We start from the raw sequence: 22,147 nt of genomic DNA on the forward strand, positions 1-22,147 counted from the left end.
AACCTAAAATAACCCCTAAAGTTATTATTAACAGGGTGAAAAATTATTATAAGTGAACTCGAAACGCCTGAATGTTGCCCCAGGTTTGACCCAGCCCCCTGGGATGGAAAACTCTTCGAATGGAAGAATAAAAAGTTTATCAAAGATTCCGTTACCACTCAGAATTACATGCCTCTTAACTTTGGAGAAGTAATAATGAGGATGAACGAAAAAGTTGCAAGCGCTGGAGCGGAAATGCCTGACTGGCTCTGCCTTTCGGATCACACTTCGGAAAGCAGTATGGACATTTATCTGGCTGTTGATAGAGAAGTAGCCGGAGCTGAAAACGTAACCCTGAGTGGAAAGTTTCTGACCAGAGCATACGAGGGAGATTTCGAAAAAACAGGGGAATGGTGTGCGGACTTTGAAGGTTACGCAAAAAGCCAGGGTCTTGAAATTAAAAAATGGTATATGTGGTACACTACCTGTCCGGCCTGCGCTGAAAAATACGGAAAAAATTATGTGGTGGTTGTTGGAGAAGTGCAGTAAATCTTTAACAATAAATAGATATCTAACAGACTGTTTATTTAAAATCTGTCCGTTTACTGGAACTAACTATTTATTGCAAACCAGACTGTTCATTGCAAACCAGACTGTTCATTGCAAACAGGACTGTTTATTGTTAACTAAACTGTTTATTGCAGACCTGATTGTTTATTCAGAGAACTTCAACTTAAAAACGGTTAAAACTATTTTTTTCAATATTATAGGGCCGGCATCAGTAACAAACTGCCTTTTCGTTCAGGTGTCATCTCTCTGCTGTGTGATGACCGCTTTCATGATGAGATCTTTTTGCCTCTTTGCGAACTTTCATAAACAATAAGGTACAATAATAATTTGGGGGAATTATTATGTCTAAAACCATGAAAATTGTAGGTCTAGCCTTAGCAACAACAGGACTCGCTTATGCTGTAAAAAAATTCATGCATAAGGAACATCGTTCAGACTGGCATAAAGTAAAAGTAGAAGGAGAAGCAGAAAAAAGAACCGGTACAAGGTACGGTTCTAATCCGATTAAATATTAAATCGAGTATAAATTTAAGTTTTTTAATAAATTTGAGTTTTTTACTTTACTTTTTTACTTTATTTTTATTATTTTACTTTTTTTTCTATTTTTCTTCATCTTCCTTTTTACTTTATTTTAATTTATTTTGTATTATTTGAGTACCAGTTAGATATCTGGACTTAATCTTAATCTTAATCTTTAGCCTTTTCTCTCGAGGGCTGCTCACCTGGTTCGCAGGCTTTCACAATTTATCTTTTTATACCTTATCAACCTGGATATTGAATGCAGCAGAATTCCGGTAAAAGACATAAAGATCCCTGTGAGAGTTAACAAAAATACCCCGATCGCAGACCCCATATCAAAACTTCCAGCCGGATAAGCTGCCATTATAAGATTAAGGCTCATATTCAGCCCTCCTGCCATAAGAATAAAGCCTGGCAGAGTGAAAAAATATAGAGGCTTATCAAATTCCATACCGTTAAAAGTTGTAAATAGATTACTCATTCCATTTCTTATGGGGTTTACCGCCGAGCGGCTTACTTCACGCATTTGAGCTACGTTTTGAATCATAAAATCGCCTTCCAGATATTTGATAATTGTTGAACACCCTTATTGGACCAATTTTTTTGGGATGAAGATACTTCATAATATAAAAACCCATCTGAAAGAAAAGACCAGAGTAAAAATACATAGGCTGGAAAAGCAGAGGAGTATGTAAAATATGGAAATTCTTTGCCCTTAATCCATTTTAAAAATTATCAATAAACCGGAGCTTTTCCTTAAGAAAAGTGTAACTGCTCAGAGTATAGTTAACGGCGCTCCTATGAGCGCCGCACGAATACCCTCTAAAACAGGTAAACCGTTCTTTTTTCCTGTAGAAATGTACGCCCTAATTCTGCAGAAAGCTTGCGCTCCCATTGCTTTTCTGAAAGTTCCCGATATTTTCTGCTGTAGTTTCATCATCCTGATATCTCTTTCTGCCTGATTATTATCAAATGGAACTTTCAAATCTGTCAGGAATCTCAGAATCTTTTCTTTGTGTTCTATAAACCTATCCAGCAGATTCCTTGATTTTGTTTTTGGATTTTTACCGCGTTTTCCCTGTTTTTCAGGATTTAGAGAATGCGGATTTTCTTCAAGCGCTCTAATGATAATTGCATCAAACCTTTCTTCCAATGCTTTAATTTGCTCAAAATCAGGTTCTCTTAATTGCTCTTTACACTCATCAGTGTATTTCTTCATCTCAGTGAGCAGTTCATTCATCTCTTTAGCCCATGTCTGTTTATAGTTCTCTTCAATTCCTGTAAGTTCTCTCTGTAAATGAGCGTTACACAGAGCATGATCACAATCATAAACGTTGTAAGGTTTCCATCCATCATGAACTGCTACTCCCTTAAACTTCGGAAGAATTCCCATAGCATCTATTGCTTCTGCTCCTCTTTTTGTATGAGCAAAATAACATGTGTATTTTTCATTAGAAGCTACATGAAGCCAGTGTCTTTTTCCTTCAATCTTCATACCAGTTTCATCAAAATTGATTACAGGCGAGGCTAATAACTTCTCTCTAATAACGTTTTCAAATTCCTCTAAATTCTGGAAACATTCTCTTTCTGCTCTAATTATCGTAGCAGGACAGATTTTTATTCCCATAATGTCTTCAAATAACTCAGAAATTCTATCATAAGGAACAAACTGGTAATTTTTACAGTAAATAGCTGAAGCTAAAATATTAGGGCCATACTGAACCGGATATTTCACTGATTCGGGAAAAACGGCTTTATTCAACTTTCCACAACAAGGACAGGTTTTAATCTGACTTTTATGTTCTGTAACAATTAGATTTACGGGAGGAATGTCAAAGACCTGTCTTCTCTCATAAGCTTCAACTTCAACATTCTCAAGGGTAGATCCGCATTCTTTGCAGCAGGTCAAAGAATGTTCTATTACCTACTCAGGATGATCAACCATATCAAGAGTCGTGCCTGGATGACCTTCCTGACCTCCAGGTTTCTTCCCGCTTGGTTTACGCAGACTCTTGGGATTAGGTTTCTCTTTGACAAAATAATCAGTAGAAGGAGGTCGACTGCTGTTACGACTGTTTTGATTTAAACGAGATTCTAAGGCTACAAGTCTTTCAGTGAGTTCTTTAACTTGAGATTCTAAACTCTCAATGTAAGCTACAATAATTTCAGGATTTGAAGCACAGTAAGAAAGAATCTCATCACGTTTCATAAAGCTAAAAAGGAATCATTTTATATCCAATTTTTCCTCGGAACGAGGAAAAATGTGTAGCCTCGTTAAGGCTACCTGAATAGTTACAGAAAAGTTTACTTTTCTGAACTGAAAAACAGGCTACTCGGTTGTAATAAAGGTGTGGTTAACCGTCTAACCAGGCGTCATTTATAATCAGCCGGTTTAACTCCCAGCCACATTATAAAATAACCTCACCATAAAGTAACCAGATTATGAAATAACCACATTATGAAATAACCGCACTATGAAATAACCACGCTATAAGAACGTGAATTATTTTTTCTCCTGACCTTTTCCTGTATTTTTCCTGCTTTCTTTGCCTCTTCGCTCTTTTACCTGATCCCGGTTTTTCTCATCACCTTTTTCTTCTGGCTTTTCCCCTGCCTTTTTACTTCTCCTGACCTTTTCCTCTCTCTTCTCTCTTCCCTGCTCTCCTGTTCTCTTTATTATCTCAGTTGTAGGCTCTTTCCGCGTCCAGACGCTCTTCCTCGGTTCCGGCTTTTTCTCTTCCATTTCTTCTTCCTCGTCTTCGAGGCCGATTCCGAGTTTGGAGCTTACGGCATTTCTGGCTTTTCTTGCGTCTGCATGTTCCGGATCGATTCTGATGGCTCTCTCAAGGGCTCCAAGGGCTTCTTCGTCCTTATCCAGTCCTGAAAGAGCAACACCTTTACAGTACCAGGCGTCGGCAGAATCTGGCTTTATTGTGATAGCTTTATTACAGGGATCAAGTGCTTTTTTGTATTTGCCAAGCCTGAGGTGGACCATTGCTTTTCCGGTCCATGTCTTTGCATTATCAGGGTTTATTTTGAGAGCAGAGTCATAGGCGATTATGGATTCAACTGGCCTGTCCAGGCTGTAGAGAGCAAAGGCTTTTCCCTCCCAGGCTCGTGCCATATTTGGTTTTATTTTCAGGGCGGCATCGTAAGCCTGTATGGCTTCTTCGTATCTTCCAAGGTCAGAAAGGGCAGAGCCTTTCGCGTGCCATGCACCTGCAAGCCTGGAATTGAAAGCAAGGGCTTTTTCAGAAGCTTCAAGGGCTTTTTCTTGCTGACCGAGCCTGCAGAGAACTGAAGTTTTCAGGTTCCAGGCTTTGTCGCTGTCAGGTTTTATTTCAAGCAGCATGTCAAAAGCTTTCAGGGCATCTTCTTCTCTGTTAAGCTGGAGGAGCACGAAACCCTTTTCATAAAGGTAAGACGGGTTTCTTGGGTCTATCTCAAGGGCTTTTTCAAAGGCTTCCAGGGAATCCCTGTACATTCTGTGCTTCAGGTACACCGAGGCTTTTCCCGCCCATGCGCCTGCATCATCAGGGTTTTTCTCAAGGGTTTTTTCATACTGTTTGAGGGATTTATTCAGGCGGTCATAGACTGTCTCACCAGCATTATCAGCCCTTTCCGTAGCTTTTCTTCCTGTCTTTCCGGTTTTACCTGTTTTATATGCTCTATCAGGTTTTCCTGTCTTTCCTGCCCTGCCTGTTCTGCCGGGTCTATCTACCTTTTTTCCTCTATTTTCATCAGAATCATTTGCCATAGTATCGGTCCCATTTAATTGTTCTGGAGTGGTATTTCGTAAATGAAAATCAGTAATGCCCAGCCTCCCCTGAAGGGCGTATTCTCTGGTTTATATTTCGGGAAATCTTATTTCAAACTCCGTTCTCTTATTTTAAGCTGATCCTGTTAGTCATCTAAATAATAATTCTGAATTACTGATCAGAAACTTAATCCTCAGAAAGGACGAACCCCTTTCACATGTATATCTGATCTCTTCATCCTTTTTCATTTAAATAGTATTCATTAGACTGGAATTTATTGCTGGTAAAATAGTCACCTCAATGATAATCATATGAATCTTACATGAATCCCGGCAGAATAGAAGCTTTTGTTCTGAGCCCGGGCATCAGGATCATTAAAGGTATTGACAAAGTACATGCAGTTACGGGAGGCTTTTATGAGAATGGGCAGATATCTAATTTTATCAAGCCCACAATTGGTGAAATAAAAGAACTGGTCCTGATTATGTCGCGCCCGTGTACCGTACTGGCCGGAAAGAAATAAACAGGTTTACTGAAGAGATGCCGGCAAAATCTCTTTCCTGGTACTGCCGATACCACCATATTTTTCTGGCTGATGCAGCTAACTTTTAAAATACTAAAGTTTACGATGGCAGAATACAGGTTGATTTGAAAAGAAACAGGCACGTTAAACACGATTATTATTTGAACAATATTCTCCTATTCATTATAAATTAATTTTTTTCAAGACAAAACATTATTTAATTTTATTATATTAATGACTTTATACGGGCACTTATGTCCATACATGTTTTATGTTCCCTGTCCGCTGAAAACTATGGAAATTATTAATCAAAACAGACTAACGTTTTCATTAAAACGAAAGAGTTAAATACATCACATGTATAATATATATCATCTGAATAATAACTCAGGCGGGTTTCTGGCATATTGCCCGTGTGAGTACCAGCAATACAACCTCCGTGGCAGGGAAAAGGGTTCCACTCCTTACCTTCTCCCTGCCAGCATAAACTTTTTTAATAATATTTAATAAATGATCTTTGAAAAGGAGTCAAAAAGTAATAATTATCTTCTGGATTAAATATTTGCAGAGATCCCTAGATAGTTGTTTTAAGTTATTGGGTTTTATTACCTGCAGGCTATAAAAAGTTAGAACTGGAAGCGAATCAATCAAATATATTTTTCTGAAAGACAGACATGTAAACGATCCGCGTAAATAGATAGAAATAAAAAATCCGGAAAAAGTAGAGAAAAAAATAATAAATAAGGTTTCGGGGGCTCTCCCTTTTACAGGCCTGAATAAACTTTTTTCTGTATCTCCTTTATTTCGTGAAGTTTTTCTATATTTTCACTGGTCTCTGCAATATCTGTAAATTTAAAGCTTTCAAGAGCCATTTCCGCAACAATAGGGGAATTGGTAAGGGCTTTTTCTTCAGCCTGTATTTTCAAGCTTTCAAGAGCCCACTGGCTCTGGAGTGCAGCCTCACGGAGACCCTTCTTTAAGGCGATCTTTCCCGTTTCTTCAATAGAAAGGGCTACGGAACTCAGGGCTTCGTCAAAGTATTTTTCTGCAGCAAGCCCGCCTATTTCTTCAAGCAGCAGAAGAGTGTTGATGGTTTCGGTTTCCAGTTTTTCTGCAGCTTCTTTTTTTCCTGCTTCTCCAAGACAGGTTACTGCATTAAGCAGAGCTTCTTCCATACCCTGTCCCGCTGCAGCAGCTCCTATGTCTTTTAAGAGCAGGGAAAAAGCAAACAATTCTTCACGGTCTTTGTTTTCAGGATATGAAAAGTTCCATATTTCCATTAAGGTTGTGGCAGCTACTTTTGAGCCCGCTTCCATAGAGTTTGATGCTGCTACTTTCCCCAGTTTTCCTGTTGCTACTGTTGCTCTGTTCAGAGCCATCACATGTCCTTTTTTTGCAGCTGCTTTTGCCAGTTTTCCGAGGGCAAGGACTGAACTGATCGTAACAAGTTCCATACCTTCCTGTGTAGCCGCCTGTGCAATATCCGAAATCGACAGGATAACTCTTGCAGCATCTGCCTCTTCATTTTCAGAAATGAAACCTTCTGCAATTCCTGTAAGGGAATCAAGGGCCTGGAAAACTCTGCTCTCGTTTCTCTCCTCAACTGAGGATATGCCTGCATCGACCGCCTCTGCTTCGTTTAATGTGATCATTCTTTTTGCCCCTTTTTGTCAGTTTATGTCAATTAAACCTTTAATCCTGTTTTCCTGCACATTTCACACCGTTAAGTTTATTTTTTGCTGCAGGTGTTAATTTATATATTTTACACAGCAATAAATTCTTAGGCCGGATTGAACTGTTGCAGGGGTATTTCCTGGCTTTACTCTATGAAATCCGATGATTATTATTTTTGCTATTTTGTAATGAAGATTCTTAAATTGAGAAACTTTTAAGATATGAAGCCGCTGATCGGCTGAAAGGCCATTTTTTTATCATGGGCAAAAAGCTGTTTAAAGTTCAGCAAGCATGTTCCGGTAAAAACCATGAATTGAAATTATGGATAAAATTTTACTGAAAAAATTTTACTGAATAAATCTCAAGAAATAAATTTTAATTGATAAAATTTTGCAGAATGGATCTTATCGGATAAATTTCACAGAATGAATTTTATTGAATAAATCTTACTGTAAAAATCTTACGGGGAAAATTAGAATTAAGGTTTGATATCTGTTTTTTAAGGCAATTTTCTCACTCAAAGGATTCAGCTTCATGGATATATTCAGACCCATTAAAAGTTTCAATAGAAAGCTTTGTCATGAGCATATAGCTTACAAGAAACTTTTCCCCTGGTTCAAGCATCATGGTTCCAAGCGCATTGGAAGCCTTTATAATAATATCCTCAAAGTTTCTGAAGTCTGTATCCGAGAAATGCTGGCTGGTAAAAATAGGAGTGTGCTGAAAAGGTCGGATCTCTCCCCTGTGCTCCATAAGGTGTGCCAGGGTGCCCTGGAGTTCTTCAGTAAAAATGGTCGGCTCCATCTCCTGAATGGATGAAAAAATGCCTGATCCTGCGGAAAAGATCCCGCCGTTTTCCGGAACCCTGATTATTTGCTGCCCGGATGTCTCTTTTCCTATGGCTCCTATGGCAAGAGTAGACACAAGGGATTCCCTTTTCAGGTTATGGAGGGAGGCAGAGTTTGTAATCTCTCCGAGGTATGCAACTGCAATCCTGACTGCTGCTTCCATCTCCTGTCCGACTGCGGACTTTCCGACTGCACAGAGAGAGTAAATAATGCTCAAACCGGCATTAGACATTTTCTGCTCTCTTGCAACCTCAGCCATCCTCCCCAGCGATACCAGGGAGATCAGAACTCCAAGCTCCATTTTTTGAAGAGCAGCGGCGTTTCCAATATCTCTTATACTGATTATGGTCCTTTTTGCGTCAGGCTCAAGCCCCTGATTTATATACTTTGTTCCCTGATCTGTTAAAAAATCTATAGACCTCAATACTCCCAGTTCATTATTATCTTTAACAGAACTCAAGCCAAGGTCTATTGCCCTGGATTCGTTTAAAATAGACATTCAGAACACCCCATTTAGATTTCTTATTATCAGGCAGGTAATCCCCGGTGTGAGATTGCCTTACGGCATTCAAACCCTGCTCTCGTAAAACAGGTCAAGTTTTTCAGATGCTCGTATGAGTTTTCGCCTGGAATGCTTCATTCGGGACTCGAAATACTTATCAATCGTTATTGGTAAATCTTCTCTTCCCTCTGAAATTCTTATTCAGCTTTTCTTCCAGTTTGTTTAGATCCAGACTCTCAAAATGCATGAGAGCTACTTCAGCTATGATGGATGCATTCATGAGATAGCGGTCTTCTGCATCGAATTTAATCGTCTCAAGGGAGTAAACCGCCTGAAGCAATGCCCTTTCAAGCCCCTGCCTGTCAGCGGCTTTTCCGAGATCCCCAAGTAAGCGGGCACTGGTACTGGCAGTTTCTTTAAGGTTTTTTTCAATTGCACCCTTTCCTATTTCCTGTAACAGAAGCTCGACATTCAATGTTGCATCTTCAAATTTCTGGTTTGCTGCAACTTTTCCTGTTTCCCCAAGTAAAGCTACCGTACTGTTTGCGACATCTCCCAGACTCTGATTTGTTAAGCTTTTTCCAATCTCCCCAAGAGCAAAAATGATTGCGATTATTTCTTTTCTGGTCTTTGTAAAGGCTGCGGTATTTCCCATTTCCCCAAGACACGAAGCTGCAGTTTTTGCCGGGATTTCCATCTTCTGCCCGGCTGCCGCCTTTCCAACTTCCCCAAGGGCAAGTGCAATGTTGACAAGAGCATTTTCCATTCCCTGTCTGCAAGCTTCTTTTGCAACAGGAGAAAAAAGTAGAATGGTATTCGTAACAACTATCTCTTGCCGTGCAAGAGCCGATGCTACCCCGATCTCTTTCATGTATTCAATTAACTTCCTGGTATCATTTTCCAGTCCTTCATTTGCATATCTTGCTGCAAGCCCTGACAGGTAGTAAAGGATCTCGATTACACCGGCTTCATCTTTTTCTTCCACCGAAGCCAGCCCTATCTCTAAGGCTTCTTCTTCGTCAAGCGGTAGAATCCTTCATGCCCCCAGATTCTCTTTTGATTATGTATGGATATGTGAGGATATTAGCTTTGTCATAAATGGATAAGAAAGGTGCTGAAGAATTCTACTTTTTCCTCTTTTAACATATAATGAAAATGCCTGACCCTGTGAAATACTGCCTGATATATTTTTCAATGACATAATAATCAGAATTTCTCATTACCAAAAGTTTTAAATAGAAATATACGGTAGTAAGATACCGGTTGCTTACGAGTAAATCAAAGCCTCATTTCACACACACACGAGAATCGAAACGATTACTCTAGAAGGATAGGTTTCATCCCTTCTTCCTGTCCGTTCCTGACGTTGACTCGTGAGCAACTAACTTCCTTCATTTTTTCTTCAAAACTTTCTCTGGACCTGAGACTTAATCACAATCTTCCTGTTCTGCTTTTTCTCGTAATCATCAATTCCCTGCAGATAGAGCCTCAATTCTGCAAAGCCAGATATTTTTTAAATTGGAAGCCAATATTAAAGGGATAAAAACAGGATTCTGGAATAGGGGGAGCTGTATGGAAGATTCAACGCATATTCCATCAATTACAAAACAGGAAGAAATTGTCACACAGATGTGTATCTGCCCTGACTGTCCTTCATGGGTTGAAAGCGGGGAAAGAGGTGGATTCTGCCTGGACACGATATCGAAAAGCAAATACATAAGCGAAAAAAATGGATGCATATGCTCAGAATGTCCTATTGCAAAAAGAGTTGGGTTCGAGAATTCGTATTATTGTATGAGGGAATCGTCAGAGAAATAAACCAGTAACCTGTTTTCCAGGCCCTGAATAAGTTACTATCGGAAAGCGAAAGAAGGAACACCATAAATTAATTAGTGGGAAATAACTGATTCGGGCTCAAAAGCCCAGATCAGCTGATTTATACTTTTTTCTTAGAATACAAGTCCCAGGTCTTCGAGCTTCTTCCTTGCTCCGTCATATACCTGCATGTATTCTTCAGTTGGGGTAATTGTCTTTACGTCGTAGCATTCCTGGAAAGTCTTTCCTGCTGGTGCAGTTGCGTAATTCTTCTCATAAAGCGGCACAAGAGCATTGAGGGCCTTGTTAACTTCTGAGATTTCCATACCTGCAGTTGCCCTTGCTACTTCTCCCATCATCCTTGCTTCCATACCTGTTGTCTTGTCAGTCACTACACCCTTTGCGGATGCCACACCTGATAGGATTTCCCTTCCAGATGCCGTGTCTGTAATAGACTGTGCTGAAGCTTCGAGGAGACACATCTCAGTACACGGACCTGCGCACGGGTAGTACTGGTTTCCTGAGAGCATATCCGTAAACTCTGAAATAGTTGCACATGCCCATCCTGCAATGGTCAGAGTTTCCCTTGTGTTGGTCGATCCCCAGCGGATGTGGACAGGCCCGTCAAGGTGCCAGCTTGCACTGCTCATAACAAAAGCGTTGATGTGTGTTGCAATGTCAACAATTGTTGTTTCTTCAATGCCGCCTGCGTATCCTCCGAAGATCGGCATCTGTTCGTCCATGATAATGTCGCTGTTTCCTTTGTAGTGTGCGATTACTGCAATGGCATCAAGGTCGATCTTGAGTTCGTTGAGCTGTGACACTTCGTGGCTGTCTGATGAGATCTGGCCTCCCATGCAGTCAGAGGATATATTTCCCTGAGCTGACAGGGAAGTCTCTGGTCCCTATATGCCCATTCCCGGGCGTCCTGCCATAGCGCATGCCTGCTTTATAAGGCGTGTTTCTGTCTTTGCTGCGAGGACTTCGTAGGGGCTTCCTGGAATCGGAGCTTTTCCACGTACTGATGTCATTACACCGTCTACGATTGTGTCCACTTCTCTCTCAAGAGCGTAGCTCATGTGTACTGGCATGAAAACTTCTTCAGAGATTGGAGACCCGGTAGGACCGCCCTGAACGATTGGCTTCCTCTTGTCGCCAACACTTCTCTTCCTTACGTTTACTGCGTCCCTGCCAGTACCGAGTGTGAATTCTTTCTGGACGTTGTTGATTGCGTCCCAGATTTCGTCTTCGGTATACTTTACGATCCTGTGAGTGTCCGTACAGTAGATACCACACTCAAGGAGCATCTCAAATCCTGCCTGGAAGAGCTTCTCCATCATGCCCTTGTCTGTTGGGACAAACTCTCCTTTGAAGTCAAGCCCGTACTTCTGCTTGAGCTCCATTGCTTTCATAGGGATCTTCATAAGGTCCCAGTCGTCCTGGGTGCACTTCTCTCCTACTTTTGCCCTGTCGTAGAAGTCGTAGCAATCAAATGATTTTCTGAATGTCATGTGCTTTTGCCTCCCAGGTTTATTTCATAATGTTAAGTGCAACTTTTGCAGCTTCTGCAGCATTTTCTGCGGTTGCGTCCGCACCGATTTCATCAATCCATTTGTCGGATACAGGTGCTCCTCCGAACATGCATTTTACGCTGTCCCTGAGGTTTTCTTCCCTGAGCCTGTCCATGAGGTCTTTCTGGCCAAGCATGGAGGTGGTCATAAGGGCTGAGCCAACAAGAATGATTTTCTGCCCCTTGCGCTTTGCAGCCTCTTCAATAACAGTCTCGTTAAGGACGTCTACTCCAAGGTCAAGGATATCAAACCCGTTTGCTCCGAGCATGGTTGTAACAAGGCGGTGACCGATATCGTGGATGTCTCCTTCTGCAACAAAGGTGATTGCAAGCCCGGTTCCTTCCTCTCCTTCTACTCTGGTCTTCTCAAGCTCGGGGGTAAGGATTCCCATTGCGCTGCTCATGGCTTTTCCGGACATCATGATCTGAGGCAGAAAGATCTCTGCAGCTTCGAACTTGTCACCGATAATCTTCATTCCTGGGGAAAGGCCCTTTGTGATAATGTCAAGAGGGGAAATTCCTGCATCCAGGGCTTCCTGAGTCAGCTTTGCGCAGCCTGCGATGTCCTGAGTTACGATCGCATTGGTTAACTTGTTAAATATTTCAGTATTTGTCATCCCATAATCACTTCTTTCTGTTTTCCAGTCCTTTTTTGTACAGGAAATTTCTCTATTAGCCGGCTATCGGAATCTCTTTACCGTTTATTAATATAAATAAATTTCTATCGAATCTAATAACTATATATAATTTACCCCCGAGAAATGCGGGAAAATGGATTCACATGTAAATAATATTCGGTGAATATAAAAATAAAATAGTATAAAACCTGAAGTAAATAATTTTTTTGAGAAATTGAAAAATAGCCGCAGGCCGTGCAGATCTGGTAATAAAGCTTCGCGTTAAAAGAGTTCACCTGAAATAGGCGAGAAACATGATGAATGATGCAATGTTCAGCAAAAACCCGAATACACTTGCTGTAAGCCCTGCCTGTGCAGTTGAGTCCCTGCTTTCTTTGAGGCGTGATCTGGCAAGGACAATCCCTGCAAGGGCAAATGGTATTGCAAAGGATGTAAGGAACAGGCTGCCTATCCCGACCCAGAAAGAAAGAGAAATAAATACGCTGATCAGCCCGAAAAAAAGGCTCAAAATTCCTTTAATGCCAGAATCCCCGTTAATACTGTTTCCCCCTGTTGCTGCTTCTCTCCCTGTTGCAGTATGGTTAATCTTAAAATCCCTTAACAACGGATATATTGTTTATGTGTTCGAGGCAGGTACTTTTTCCAGGACAGGTTTTTGTTTTTCACTCCCGGTAGCTTCCGGATTTATTCAATTTTGACTCCAACCTTTCCGCCCTCAATTTTCCACTCATAACGCTTCAACTGCAGTGAATCATTAAGGCACTCACCTGTCCTGACATCGAACTTTCTGCCGTGGCAGATGCACGTCAATATAAATTCTTTAAGCGTGCCCCTGTCCATAGGGCATTTCGCATGAGGGCAGAGATTTGTGAAAGCATGAATTTCGCCTTCAGCCTTAAGGAGTAACACATTTCTGCCCCCTGGTTGAACGCGCAGAAGATTTCCTTCTTTCAGACTGTTTTCTTCAGCTGCAAAAAACCAGGGAGGCTCAAAATCAGAATTCGAGTTTTTTTCAGGTACTTTTTCAGAAGACATATCACCAACCGCCAGAAACCGGAATTGCGAGATTAATTCCATTCCCGGTCTCTTTTAATCCCGGAATTCTTTTCTTTCCAGTTAATCATTGGACTGGCCACGTATAAGTTTTGCTGAACTCAAATAAAATGAAATTAAAGAAATAAAGAGAATAAAAAGCGGACTGAGGCAGAGGGAGCAGAAAGAATAAAAAGAAAGGAACGAAAAACGAGTAAAAAAGAGAAAAAAACGAGTGAAAAGAAGAACGGGTGAAAAGAAGAACGAGTAAAAAAAGGAGAAAAAGAACAAGTAAAAAAGATCGAAAAAAGAACAAGTAAAAAAGAAAAAATTAGAGAATTTCGATTTTTAATTTGACTCGGGTGCTCGACTCAGGTGCTTAATGGAGATTCCCATCCTCATTGAGGATTTTCAAAAGCTCTATTATCGAGTACGCTGCCCTCGTAATGCCCATACTTCTCCTGTCCGTATCCGTGCCTGCAATATACAGGTTTTTGACCGGAGTCCGGATATCCGAAAATTTTCCATTAATTGTGACTGCGGCTTTTTCAGGAATCATGATCTGCTCATGCTGCATGTCAATGTATTTTTCAATATTGGGAAGGGCGCGGAAAATAGTGTCATAGGCTTTTTTAAGCTCATGTTCTTCTGTCTGTTCCGAGTCTATCACAAAAGAAAAACCTACAAGCTGCTTATCTTTAGGGGCAAGGGAAGGGTCATAATTGCTGATAGGCATTGCCCAGTAAGCAAAATCCTTGAACCATATCTCAGAGCCCGTATATTTGAATTCGGGAAGCTCCTCTTTTAGCCCGAGCCAGATTGTAAGGCTTTTGGTGTGAACAATCCCTTTCAGCTCTTCGATATAAGCTTGCGGCAGATCCTTAATGAGTTCCGGGAGGTCGGTTGCAAAGCCTGTATAGATAATCAGGTCAGCCAGATAAATATCGTCTGCTTCCACTCCATAAACCTTCTCGCTCTCTACCAGGATGCCCGTCACTTCGCATTCGGATTTTATTTCCACGGTATCGGGGAAGGAATAAAGAATTGCATTTAAAAGGGCTTTCAATCCTTTTCTCGGGTATCCCTGGGAATAGTTTACTTTGTTTGTGGCAAGCCTCTCAAGAGATGTGAACGGCTGGGCAACTTTATCCACACGGGCCTGCAGGGAAGCATGAAGGTGATATGGGAGGATTGATGAGAGGATAGACTCAGTTGACTGTCGTTTTTTGTGCTCGAACTTGCCTATCATAGCATCAAACTGCTCCTGCGTAATGCTGTCCCTGACAAAACTGCTGCCAGAGAGAACACGCTGTGCAGAGGTATCTTTCATCGACTTTCCCGAAAGAAAACCCGAGATCGTATCCACAAAGTCGTAGGTATCTTTACATAGGTTCTTTGGGAGAAAATCATAAACCGACTGGTCCGAAAGGTCTATCCCGAAAGATGAAAGAGTAAGGGCTTTCGTGAGGGTCTGTGAAAGGATAAGCCTGTCTTTCCTTGGGAGTACATCAAAAGTCACGAAGTCCTTCAGGTTCGAAGGAACTTTGGTTAAACCGTTTTCAGTTCTTACATAATAATAACCGTAGTCCTCAAACACAGGGAGGAAGTCAAAATAATTATCCATCAGTCTTGGTAGTGGTCCCTCTATCAGATGGGTTATTGCATGTGCTCCGGTGTCAACCTGATAGCCGTCTACCACATAGCTGTTGCAGTTCCCCCCTAGATGCTCTCCTTTTTCAAGAACAAGGACTTTCTTTCCATGCTTTGAAAGCGTCAGCGCAGCTAGAAGCCCGCTTACTCCAGCTCCGACAACAATTACATCATATTTCTTCATTCCCTAAACTACCTCTATTTTTTCCATGAATCGTTTAAGTTAATGCATTAATGCATCATATGATCTTAACTCACAATATTCTCTGTATGTGCCGAACATATTTTTAACAAAAATTATCTTCAAAATTTTAATAAATTATTTTAAACAGGGGGTTATGTTTGGAATTCTTTTATATGTAATTTATGATTCAAAGAAGATAACTTGATATCTTCTTTCTATCTGTAGAAGTAGTATAGAGAGAAAAATAGTATTTAATATTATTCCGAATGCTGGAAATTTTCATAATTCGGCTTTTTTCCTGAACTTTGTCTTAAAAGTTTTCCTGAACTTTGTCTTAACAGATTACTGATCTGAAAGTTTTTCAGTGCTTATTTTTCTTCAGGGCGCAAAACAGTAAAACTTATTTTCTCAGGATATGCTCATAAAAAGTATATTTTTGTATTTTGTTGTAAATATCATATCAGGGAGAGTTGCCGGTTAAGAGGGAACTATCTGGATTTAATTTAATATTTATATGTTTCTGTAAGAATCCTCTGAATTAACCGATTGATTACTGATGTTTATTATGTGTATGTTAATGAGGCTTATTGATGTGTATATTACTGATATTTATTGATGTTTACTGATGTGTGTATTTTAGTGAGGTTCTGATGCTATGACTGGGAAAGAAGATGAATACGAATTCGAAAAAACAGAAAAAAGCTCATCACTCGATGAAGAATCTACCGGTTCGGAAGTAAATGAACAGAAGGAAAGTTACCTGGACATAATTAACATCATCGGGTCCTTAATGCAGGATGAAAATTATTCTCTTAAAAACGAGAGCATTCTAACCATAAACAAAATATTATCTTTCCTCAATAAGGAAATATACGAAAACAAAAATTTTACTGAAGCATGGCTGATTAAAGGCACGGTCCTCTATAAGACCGGCAAATATAACGGCGCAATAGATGCCTTTGACGGTGCTCTGGAAAGCATGTCAGAAAAGACGTCGGAAGAAAAACTGGATACATGGATAAAAAGCTATGGTATCAACTATAGATATGCACTGAAATTCAAGGCATTTTCCCTGTGCAAACTTGGAAGGTACAGAGAGGCTTTAAATGCACTTGACGAGATTTCAGCTATTTATCCTGAAGATCCCGAAATCGAATCACATAAAAACATGCTTCAAACTCTTGAAAACGAGAGGCTGATAAGAAGAACAGGTAATACCCAGGATCAACCCCCAAAACATCCCGGCATCTGGGAACGCAGAGGAAAATCTTCTTATAAACTGGGCAAATACGAAGAAGCAGTAAAGGAATTTGACAGATGTCTCGAAAGTAACCCGAAAGATGCAGATATCCTGCGGAATAAAGGTTCTGCTCTTTACATGCTTGGCAGGTATGAGGAAGCTATAGAGGCTTTCAATAAATCCCTCGAGCTCAATCCCCGAGATGCAGATGCCTGGAACTTAAAAGGTTCCACTCTTTATATGATCGGCAGGCCTGAAGAAGCTCTTAGAGCACTTGATAAAGCACTTCAAAGGAATCCAAATATATTTGAAGCCTGGTTTAATAAGGGGTCCATTCTCTTTGAACTTGGAAAGTATAAACAGGCGTTATCTGCAGTGGAAAATGCCTTACGAATCAATGCTGAAGATATAAATGCCTTAACCCTCAAAACTTCAATCCTGTCCGGACTCAAACAGGATGAAAAATAACAGGACTCTGTACTATAAACAGGACTCTGTACTATAATTTGGACTATGTATTATTATTATTATTATTATTTATATTCTGGATCTCACTTGCCATGAATTCAAAGATAATTGAACCTTAAATTTTTCTTAGTTCTGCAATTTTATAGAGGCGGAAAAATGAAGTACAGTACCGTTATTTTCGATTTTGACTACACACTTGCAGATGCCACATATGGTATTGTATCAAGTTTCAACCACGCATTCAGCAGGCTGGGCATTCCCGAACATGACTGTGAAAGCATAAAAAGAACTGTAGGTTTGCCTCTGGACGAAGCATTTGTACAGCTGACGGGTCATAAAGATGAAGTCCTGATAAATTGTTTTAAAACTTTATTCCGGGAAAAAGCCGATGAAATCATGTTAAAAAACACCAGGCTTTTTGAGGATACTGCAAGCACACTTCAGCGGTTAAAATATAATGGAATTTATACCGGAATTGTGACTACAAAATATCATTATAGAATAGACGAGACATTAAACCTCCACGGCATTTCACACCTTGTAGATGTTATTGTGGGAGGAGAAGATGTTAAAGTTCCAAAGCCTTCTCCCGAAGGGCTTTTACTTGCAATTGGCAGCCTTAACTCGAAGATGAATGATGTGCTGTACATTGGGGACAGCCTTGTTGACGCTAAAACAGCTCTTGCAGCAAATGTAGATTTTGCTGCGGTGACCACAGGGACGACAAACGAAAAAGAGTTTTTACAGTATCCGTGCATAAAGGTATTAAATAATTTATCAGAACTTAAAGAGCTTATCAAAATCTGAAGGTTTTATCTTACTTTCTACAGGTTTCATCAGATTTAAAATGTTTAATTGAGTTTAAAGAATTTATCAGAACTTTTCAATCGAGAAGATAAGTGGATATAAACACATTCATAAAAATTCTAACAGGGCTTTTAAAGACTTAATTCTTCAGTTAAATAATAACTCTTCAGTTAAATAATAACAATACCATTTTTTTAATCAAAAACTGGTGAATCAGAGGTAATCCAGAGTGAAAATACACTGCATCCAGCACGTCAGGTTTGAAGTCCCTGGAACCATTAACGAATGGATTGAAGAGAAAAATCATCTCCTGTCAACCACTCATGCATACGAAAGCGAAAACTTTCCGGAAACCGGTTCATTCGATCTCCTTTTAGTCATGGGAGGGCCCATGAATATTTACGAGTATGATAAATATCCCTGGCTGAAGGAAGAAAAAAAATTTCTGGAAAAAGCCGTTTCGGAAGGAAAAGCAGTTCTTGGAATCTGTCTTGGAGCCCAGCTGCTTGCCGATGTCCTCAAGGCAAAAGTGTTTAAGAATGACTATAAAGAGATAGGATGGTTTCCCGTATCTGTTGTTAAGGATGGAAAATCTGAACTTTCTATCCTCGAAGGCATGCCCGAAAAATTCACTGCATTTCACTGGCACGGAGATACTTTCGGACTACCTGAAGGGGCAAAGCGGCTCTTTGAAAGCCAAGCCTGTAAAAATCAGGGGTTCATTTACGGGGACAGGGTAATAGGTCTGCAGTTCCATCTGGAAATGAGTGAACAGTCCATAAGGAATGTGATCGAAAACTGCAGGGATGAATTCGTAGAAGGGAAATACATCCAGAGAGAAAACGAAATGCTGGACAGAAAAGATTACCTTACAGAATCAAAGAAATTAATGTTCAGGCTAATGGATAATATTGAAAAAGCTATTATGCTCTAAATAGCCTTCTCGTCTTCCCTGAAAAAAGGCGCTCCTTTTTTCTCCCTGTCGGTTTCGGGAAGTATCTGAAAAAGCAGCAAAAACAATGAGGTGCCTGATAACAAAAAACAGCTCCAGGTACGCTTTATGTAATAATTCCAAAAAATTCTATTCGAAAATAGTAACCCTGAAATCAAGGAAAACTAATTTCCCTTCCTGTCTCCCTCGCCTTTCAGGGCCTCTCCACGATTACTCTTTTGCAGGTTCACACACCCTGCACTTCCTGTCTTTTCACCTTTTCCAGGTCTTTAAAAGCCCTTTTTCCAGCAACATCTTCTTCAGGGTTTCTTTAGATATGGAAAGGGTGTATGATGAGTCATGTTCCATGTTCCGCTGCTTTAAGCCAGGGCCATTTTTCTACAACGTCCTCTGCCGGGCCGGCCAAAATGGAACTTTTATCAACCTGTATGACCTGCCAGGAAAAGCCAGAGAAAACGTGGGCTTCCCGACATCCAGGATGATCTTCAGATGACTGGTCGGAACCATGAAGAAAATACCCGGTTCCGTGCTTGCAACATTTTTTGCATCTGAGCTTAGGGTACACATCCACTGCCCAGAAAGCATTTTGAGGTCATACCCAGTACAGACTGATCAGCGTTATTAAAATGAAAAATACACTGAACGTACCGATTATCACCTTGTTCTGCTGCATCATTTTGTGGTGCTGTATGATTTCATCTTGTTGCATATGAATCTTCCAGGCCAGATATCTTCGATAGCTACTCTTTTTGTCAAATTGACAAACCGGAATCCGCTATCCTATTTATGTGATTCAACAATAAAGACCTTTCTATTTCATTCAGGAAAAGAGCTTTTTTAATCACCTTTGCCGTCTTAATATATTGAAAAAGAAATCCCTGCTATTTTTCAGGCTCTCAATATATAGGAGCTATACTGCTTTTTTATTTCAATGCCACATTATATAAACTGAAGAAACCTATTTTCATGAAAAGGGAATCCAGAGTGGGAACGCGATGCCAAAAAGGTTAAAAGTTGCAAACCCGGCCCGTTGCATAGGCTGCTATTCCTGTATGATGGCCTGTGCAAGGACGTGGTACGATACCATATCTGTAAAAAACAGCCGGATTGACATCCAGACAAAAGGCGGGATAGAAACTGCTTATGCTCAGATTGTCTGCCATGCCTGTGTGGACCCTCCGTGCATGAGAGCCTGTCCTCTTGGAGCACTGACCAAAAGGAAAGGAGGAGGAGTCAACCTCAATAGAGAAATCTGCGACGGCTGCGGAAACTGTATGGAAGCCTGCCTTGTGGGAGCTATTCACCTGGATGCTGAAAAAAAAGCCGTAATCTGCAAACACTGTGGCGTATGCACGAAATTCTGCCCCCATGATGTCCTGGAAATGATTGAAGTAGATGACAGCGGAGAAATAAAGGTTACTGACACAGGTCCGGTTGAGGAGACAGGCCCGGCTAGCCCCACTGCATCTCATAAGGAACTTTACGGAAAAGAGGAGTCCGGGGAGGAAAAATGACAACAGAGAAGTACGCCATTTCAGGTCTTACAAATGTACTCTATATTGACCTGAGCAGCCAGAGCTACCATATTGAGGAAAGGCGGGACCTCTATGAAAAGTATCTGGGGGGTATTGGAGTTGCTACAAACCTCATGCTTGAAGAGTATAAAGAAGGAACAGGTCCTCTTGGCCCTGAAATGCCAGTAATCCTCAGCACAGGCCCCCTCTCAGGCGTATATCCGACCTGCACAAAAACTGTTGCATTATTTCGTTCCCCCCTTAATGGAGAACTGGGAGAATCCTATGCAGGCGGCCACCTTGCAATGTCCATGCGTTATTCGGGATACGAAACTATTGTCATCAAAGGTGCTTCCAGGTATCCGGTTTATGTGGCAGTTCACGACGACAGGGTTACATTCAGGGACGCCTCGTCCATATGGCACCTGTCCTCGGCAATTGATGTGGGGAAAATCCTCCGCGAAGTCGAGCCCGGAGCAGGCAGGCGCAGTATTATCAGGATAGGGCCTGCAGGAGAAAGAGGAATCACGTATGCGAGCGTCAATGTTGACACTTACCGCCACTTCGGGCGTCTGGGGCTCGGGACTGTTTTTGGGGCAAAAAAACTCAAAGCTCTTCTTATTTCCGGAAATAAAGAAATAAAAAGCCCTGATCACAAAGCCTACAGAAAAGCATGCAGCATGCTTTATGATACAATAGTGAAAACCGGGTTGACTGAGAAATACCACAACCTCGGGACAAGCGAAAACATCCTTGTCCTGAACGAACTCAAAGGTCTTCCAACCCGGAACCTGCAGGAAACCTCTATTGAAGGCGTGGAAAATATCTCCGGAGAAAACTTTGCAGAAAAATATCTGATCCGCAGGGTATCATGCGCAGGCTGCCCTATAGGCTGCGTACATATTGCCATGCTCAAACGGCCTTTCTCAAAAGCCCATGAATATGAGACCCTTAACGTATCTTATGACTTTGAACTTATCTACGCGCTTGGCTCAAATCTTGGAGTTACGGATCCTGAAGCAGTGCTGGAACTTATTGATGCCTGTGAAAAAGCCGGTGTTGATATTATCAGCATGGGAGTGGTGCTTGCATGGGCTACTGAGATGCTTTTGCGGGGGAAAATTTCCACTGATGATACGCTCGGGCTCAAACTGTCCTGGGGAGACAAAGCATCTTATTTGCGCGCAATAGAACTGGTGGTTCAGGCTCCCAATGAATTTTATTCCGCTCTTGGAAAAGGTGTGGAATATGCTTCAAAAATCTATGGGGGGGAAGAATTTGCTATCCGGATAGGAGGGCTTGAGATTCCAGGCTACCATACAGGGCTTGGGAATACACTCGGGCTTACTGTAGGTTCTCGCCATTCCCATCTTGACAATGCAGGCTATTCAGCTGACCAGAAAGCATTCAATCATCCAACTACGGATGAGAAGATAGTTGATTACATAATTAACGAAGAAGACCGCCGCAATGCCCTTAACTCCATGGTTTCCTGCCTCTTTGCACGGAATGTCTATACATATGAAAATATGGTTCTGGCTCTCAAATGCATTGGAATAGACAGGACAGAAGCAGAGCTGGAAGATCTGGGAAAGGACATCTTCAGAAAAAAATACGAGCTTAAGAAAAAATTCGGGTTCAGTTTTGAAGACATCGCCCTCCCTAAAAGGTTTTTTGAAACTGCCACCACCACAGGAAAGCTCGAAGAAGACAGGGTCAGGAAAGCGATAGAAATGTATAAGGAAAAGAGAGGGATTTTATAATCTTCGAAGCTGTCAGGGGCCGGGAGGCCTTAAAGATAAAGGAGATCTCTTCAATCGCCCCCGAGCTAAAGATTCAGGGGTTTTACGTTTCTTCCTATAGAATTTTACTTTAATGGTCCAATATATTTTAATGGTCCAATA

General features: G+C 41.0%; 19 protein-coding genes and 2 pseudogenes. 11 read left to right on the forward strand and 10 right to left on the reverse strand.

Translation table 11 applies throughout. The annotated features are described in order from the left end of the window. The first annotated feature begins 48 nt into the window (after nucleotides 1-48). Both M886_RS13975 and M886_RS18935 read left to right on the forward strand, forming a co-directional pair. Nucleotides 49-528 carry a hydrolase gene (locus M886_RS13975; RefSeq protein WP_327036904.1) on the forward strand — a complete coding sequence of 160 codons (480 nt, stop codon included), beginning with the start codon at nucleotides 49-51 and terminating at the stop codon, nucleotides 526-528. 362 nt (nucleotides 529-890) lie between these two features. Next, on the forward strand, nucleotides 891-1,064 hold the full coding sequence (locus M886_RS18935; RefSeq protein ID WP_162829141.1) for a hypothetical protein: 174 nt from the start codon (nucleotides 891-893) through the stop codon (nucleotides 1,062-1,064). A gap of 203 nt (nucleotides 1,065-1,267) precedes the next feature. On the opposite strand, the gene M886_RS13980 is transcribed toward M886_RS18935, so the two are convergent. The 3 genes and pseudogenes from M886_RS13980 to M886_RS13995 all read right to left on the reverse strand — a co-directional run bounded on the left by M886_RS13980 (nucleotide 1,268) and on the right by M886_RS13995 (nucleotide 4,825). Next, the gene (locus M886_RS13980) at nucleotides 1,268-1,615 is read right to left on the reverse strand and encodes a hypothetical protein (protein WP_015413244.1); all 348 of its coding nucleotides are present in this window, start codon (nucleotides 1,613-1,615) and stop codon (nucleotides 1,268-1,270) included. A gap of 228 nt (nucleotides 1,616-1,843) precedes the next feature. After that, nucleotides 1,844-3,277, reverse strand: a pseudogene (locus tag M886_RS13985) (IS66-like element ISMma14 family transposase). A 294-nt stretch (nucleotides 3,278-3,571) separates the two neighbouring features. Continuing rightward, complete coding sequence (locus tag M886_RS13995) at nucleotides 3,572-4,825, reverse strand: tetratricopeptide repeat protein (RefSeq protein ID WP_011035230.1); 1,254 nt, start codon at nucleotides 4,823-4,825, stop codon at nucleotides 3,572-3,574. Nucleotides 4,826-5,148: 323 nt separating this feature from the next. Here M886_RS13995 and M886_RS14000 point away from each other — a divergent pair, with 323 nt between their 5' ends. After that, nucleotides 5,149-5,349 (forward strand): hypothetical protein, encoded by a 201-nt coding sequence (locus tag M886_RS14000; protein WP_011035229.1) that lies wholly within the window; start codon nucleotides 5,149-5,151, stop codon nucleotides 5,347-5,349. A gap of 764 nt (nucleotides 5,350-6,113) precedes the next feature. Here M886_RS14000 and M886_RS14005 read toward each other — a convergent pair. The 3 genes from M886_RS14005 to M886_RS14015 form a co-directional block, all read right to left on the reverse strand. Next, complete coding sequence (locus M886_RS14005; RefSeq protein WP_048046400.1) at nucleotides 6,114-7,001, reverse strand: hypothetical protein; 888 nt, start codon at nucleotides 6,999-7,001, stop codon at nucleotides 6,114-6,116. A 535-nt stretch (nucleotides 7,002-7,536) separates the two neighbouring features. Continuing rightward, on the reverse strand, nucleotides 7,537-8,370 hold the full coding sequence (locus M886_RS14010; protein ID WP_048040627.1) for a hypothetical protein: 834 nt from the start codon (nucleotides 8,368-8,370) through the stop codon (nucleotides 7,537-7,539). A 160-nt stretch (nucleotides 8,371-8,530) separates the two neighbouring features. After that, complete coding sequence (locus M886_RS14015) at nucleotides 8,531-9,358, reverse strand: hypothetical protein (protein ID WP_048046401.1); 828 nt, start codon at nucleotides 9,356-9,358, stop codon at nucleotides 8,531-8,533. A 587-nt stretch (nucleotides 9,359-9,945) separates the two neighbouring features. On the opposite strand from M886_RS14015, the gene M886_RS14020 reads away from it, so the two are divergent. Next, nucleotides 9,946-10,191: a DUF2769 domain-containing protein gene (locus tag M886_RS14020; RefSeq protein WP_011035225.1), complete on the forward strand. Its 246-nt coding sequence runs from the start codon at nucleotides 9,946-9,948 to the stop codon at nucleotides 10,189-10,191. 131 nt (nucleotides 10,192-10,322) lie between these two features. On the opposite strand, the pseudogene M886_RS18060 reads toward M886_RS14020, so the two are convergent. Together M886_RS18060 and M886_RS14035 are read right to left on the reverse strand one after the other, a co-directional pair. Beyond that, nucleotides 10,323-11,699: pseudogene (locus M886_RS18060) on the reverse strand (monomethylamine:corrinoid methyltransferase). Between the two features lie 19 nt (nucleotides 11,700-11,718). Further along, on the reverse strand, nucleotides 11,719-12,375 hold the full coding sequence (locus tag M886_RS14035; protein WP_048046403.1) for a methyltransferase cognate corrinoid protein: 657 nt from the start codon (nucleotides 12,373-12,375) through the stop codon (nucleotides 11,719-11,721). Nucleotides 12,376-12,689: 314 nt separating this feature from the next. Here M886_RS14035 and M886_RS14040 point away from each other — a divergent pair, with 314 nt between their 5' ends. Continuing rightward, nucleotides 12,690-13,094 (forward strand): hypothetical protein, encoded by a 405-nt coding sequence (locus M886_RS14040; protein ID WP_152558044.1) that lies wholly within the window; start codon nucleotides 12,690-12,692, stop codon nucleotides 13,092-13,094. Here M886_RS14040 and M886_RS14045 read toward each other — a convergent pair. Both M886_RS14045 and M886_RS14050 read right to left on the reverse strand, forming a co-directional pair. Then, nucleotides 13,081-13,431 carry a Rieske (2Fe-2S) protein gene (locus M886_RS14045; protein ID WP_015413236.1) on the reverse strand — a complete coding sequence of 117 codons (351 nt, stop codon included), beginning with the start codon at nucleotides 13,429-13,431 and terminating at the stop codon, nucleotides 13,081-13,083. The two genes, M886_RS14040 and M886_RS14045, sit on opposite strands and share 14 nt — an antisense overlap. A gap of 376 nt (nucleotides 13,432-13,807) precedes the next feature. Next, nucleotides 13,808-15,262: a phytoene desaturase family protein gene (locus M886_RS14050; protein WP_048051354.1), complete on the reverse strand. Its 1,455-nt coding sequence runs from the start codon at nucleotides 15,260-15,262 to the stop codon at nucleotides 13,808-13,810. A gap of 655 nt (nucleotides 15,263-15,917) precedes the next feature. Between M886_RS14050 and M886_RS14055 the strand changes: the two genes are divergently transcribed. The 6 genes from M886_RS14055 to M886_RS14080 all read left to right on the forward strand — a co-directional run bounded on the left by M886_RS14055 (nucleotide 15,918) and on the right by M886_RS14080 (nucleotide 22,006). Continuing rightward, nucleotides 15,918-16,970 (forward strand): tetratricopeptide repeat protein, encoded by a 1,053-nt coding sequence (locus M886_RS14055; protein WP_011035219.1) that lies wholly within the window; start codon nucleotides 15,918-15,920, stop codon nucleotides 16,968-16,970. A 156-nt stretch (nucleotides 16,971-17,126) separates the two neighbouring features. Continuing rightward, nucleotides 17,127-17,777 (forward strand): HAD family hydrolase, encoded by a 651-nt coding sequence (locus M886_RS14060; protein ID WP_048037495.1) that lies wholly within the window; start codon nucleotides 17,127-17,129, stop codon nucleotides 17,775-17,777. Nucleotides 17,778-18,006: 229 nt separating this feature from the next. Then, nucleotides 18,007-18,711, forward strand: coding sequence for a type 1 glutamine amidotransferase (locus M886_RS14065; RefSeq protein ID WP_011035217.1), 705 nt, complete (start codon nucleotides 18,007-18,009; stop codon nucleotides 18,709-18,711). 85 nt (nucleotides 18,712-18,796) lie between these two features. Beyond that, the gene (locus tag M886_RS14070; protein ID WP_015413232.1) at nucleotides 18,797-19,222 is read left to right on the forward strand and encodes a hypothetical protein; all 426 of its coding nucleotides are present in this window, start codon (nucleotides 18,797-18,799) and stop codon (nucleotides 19,220-19,222) included. 502 nt (nucleotides 19,223-19,724) lie between these two features. Then, a complete protein-coding gene (locus M886_RS14075) occupies nucleotides 19,725-20,243 on the forward strand; it encodes a 4Fe-4S binding protein (protein WP_011035216.1) in 519 nt (172 codons plus the stop codon). Next, entirely contained in the window at nucleotides 20,240-22,006 is a 1,767-nt protein-coding gene (locus M886_RS14080) for an aldehyde ferredoxin oxidoreductase family protein (protein WP_048051355.1), read from the forward strand. The genes M886_RS14075 and M886_RS14080 overlap by 4 nt, the downstream gene beginning before the upstream one ends. Nucleotides 22,007-22,147: the final 141 nt, after the last annotated feature.

It is taken from the genome of Methanosarcina soligelidi, assembly GCF_000744315.1.
GTDB classification, from domain to species: Archaea; Halobacteriota; Methanosarcinia; order Methanosarcinales; family Methanosarcinaceae; genus Methanosarcina; species Methanosarcina mazei.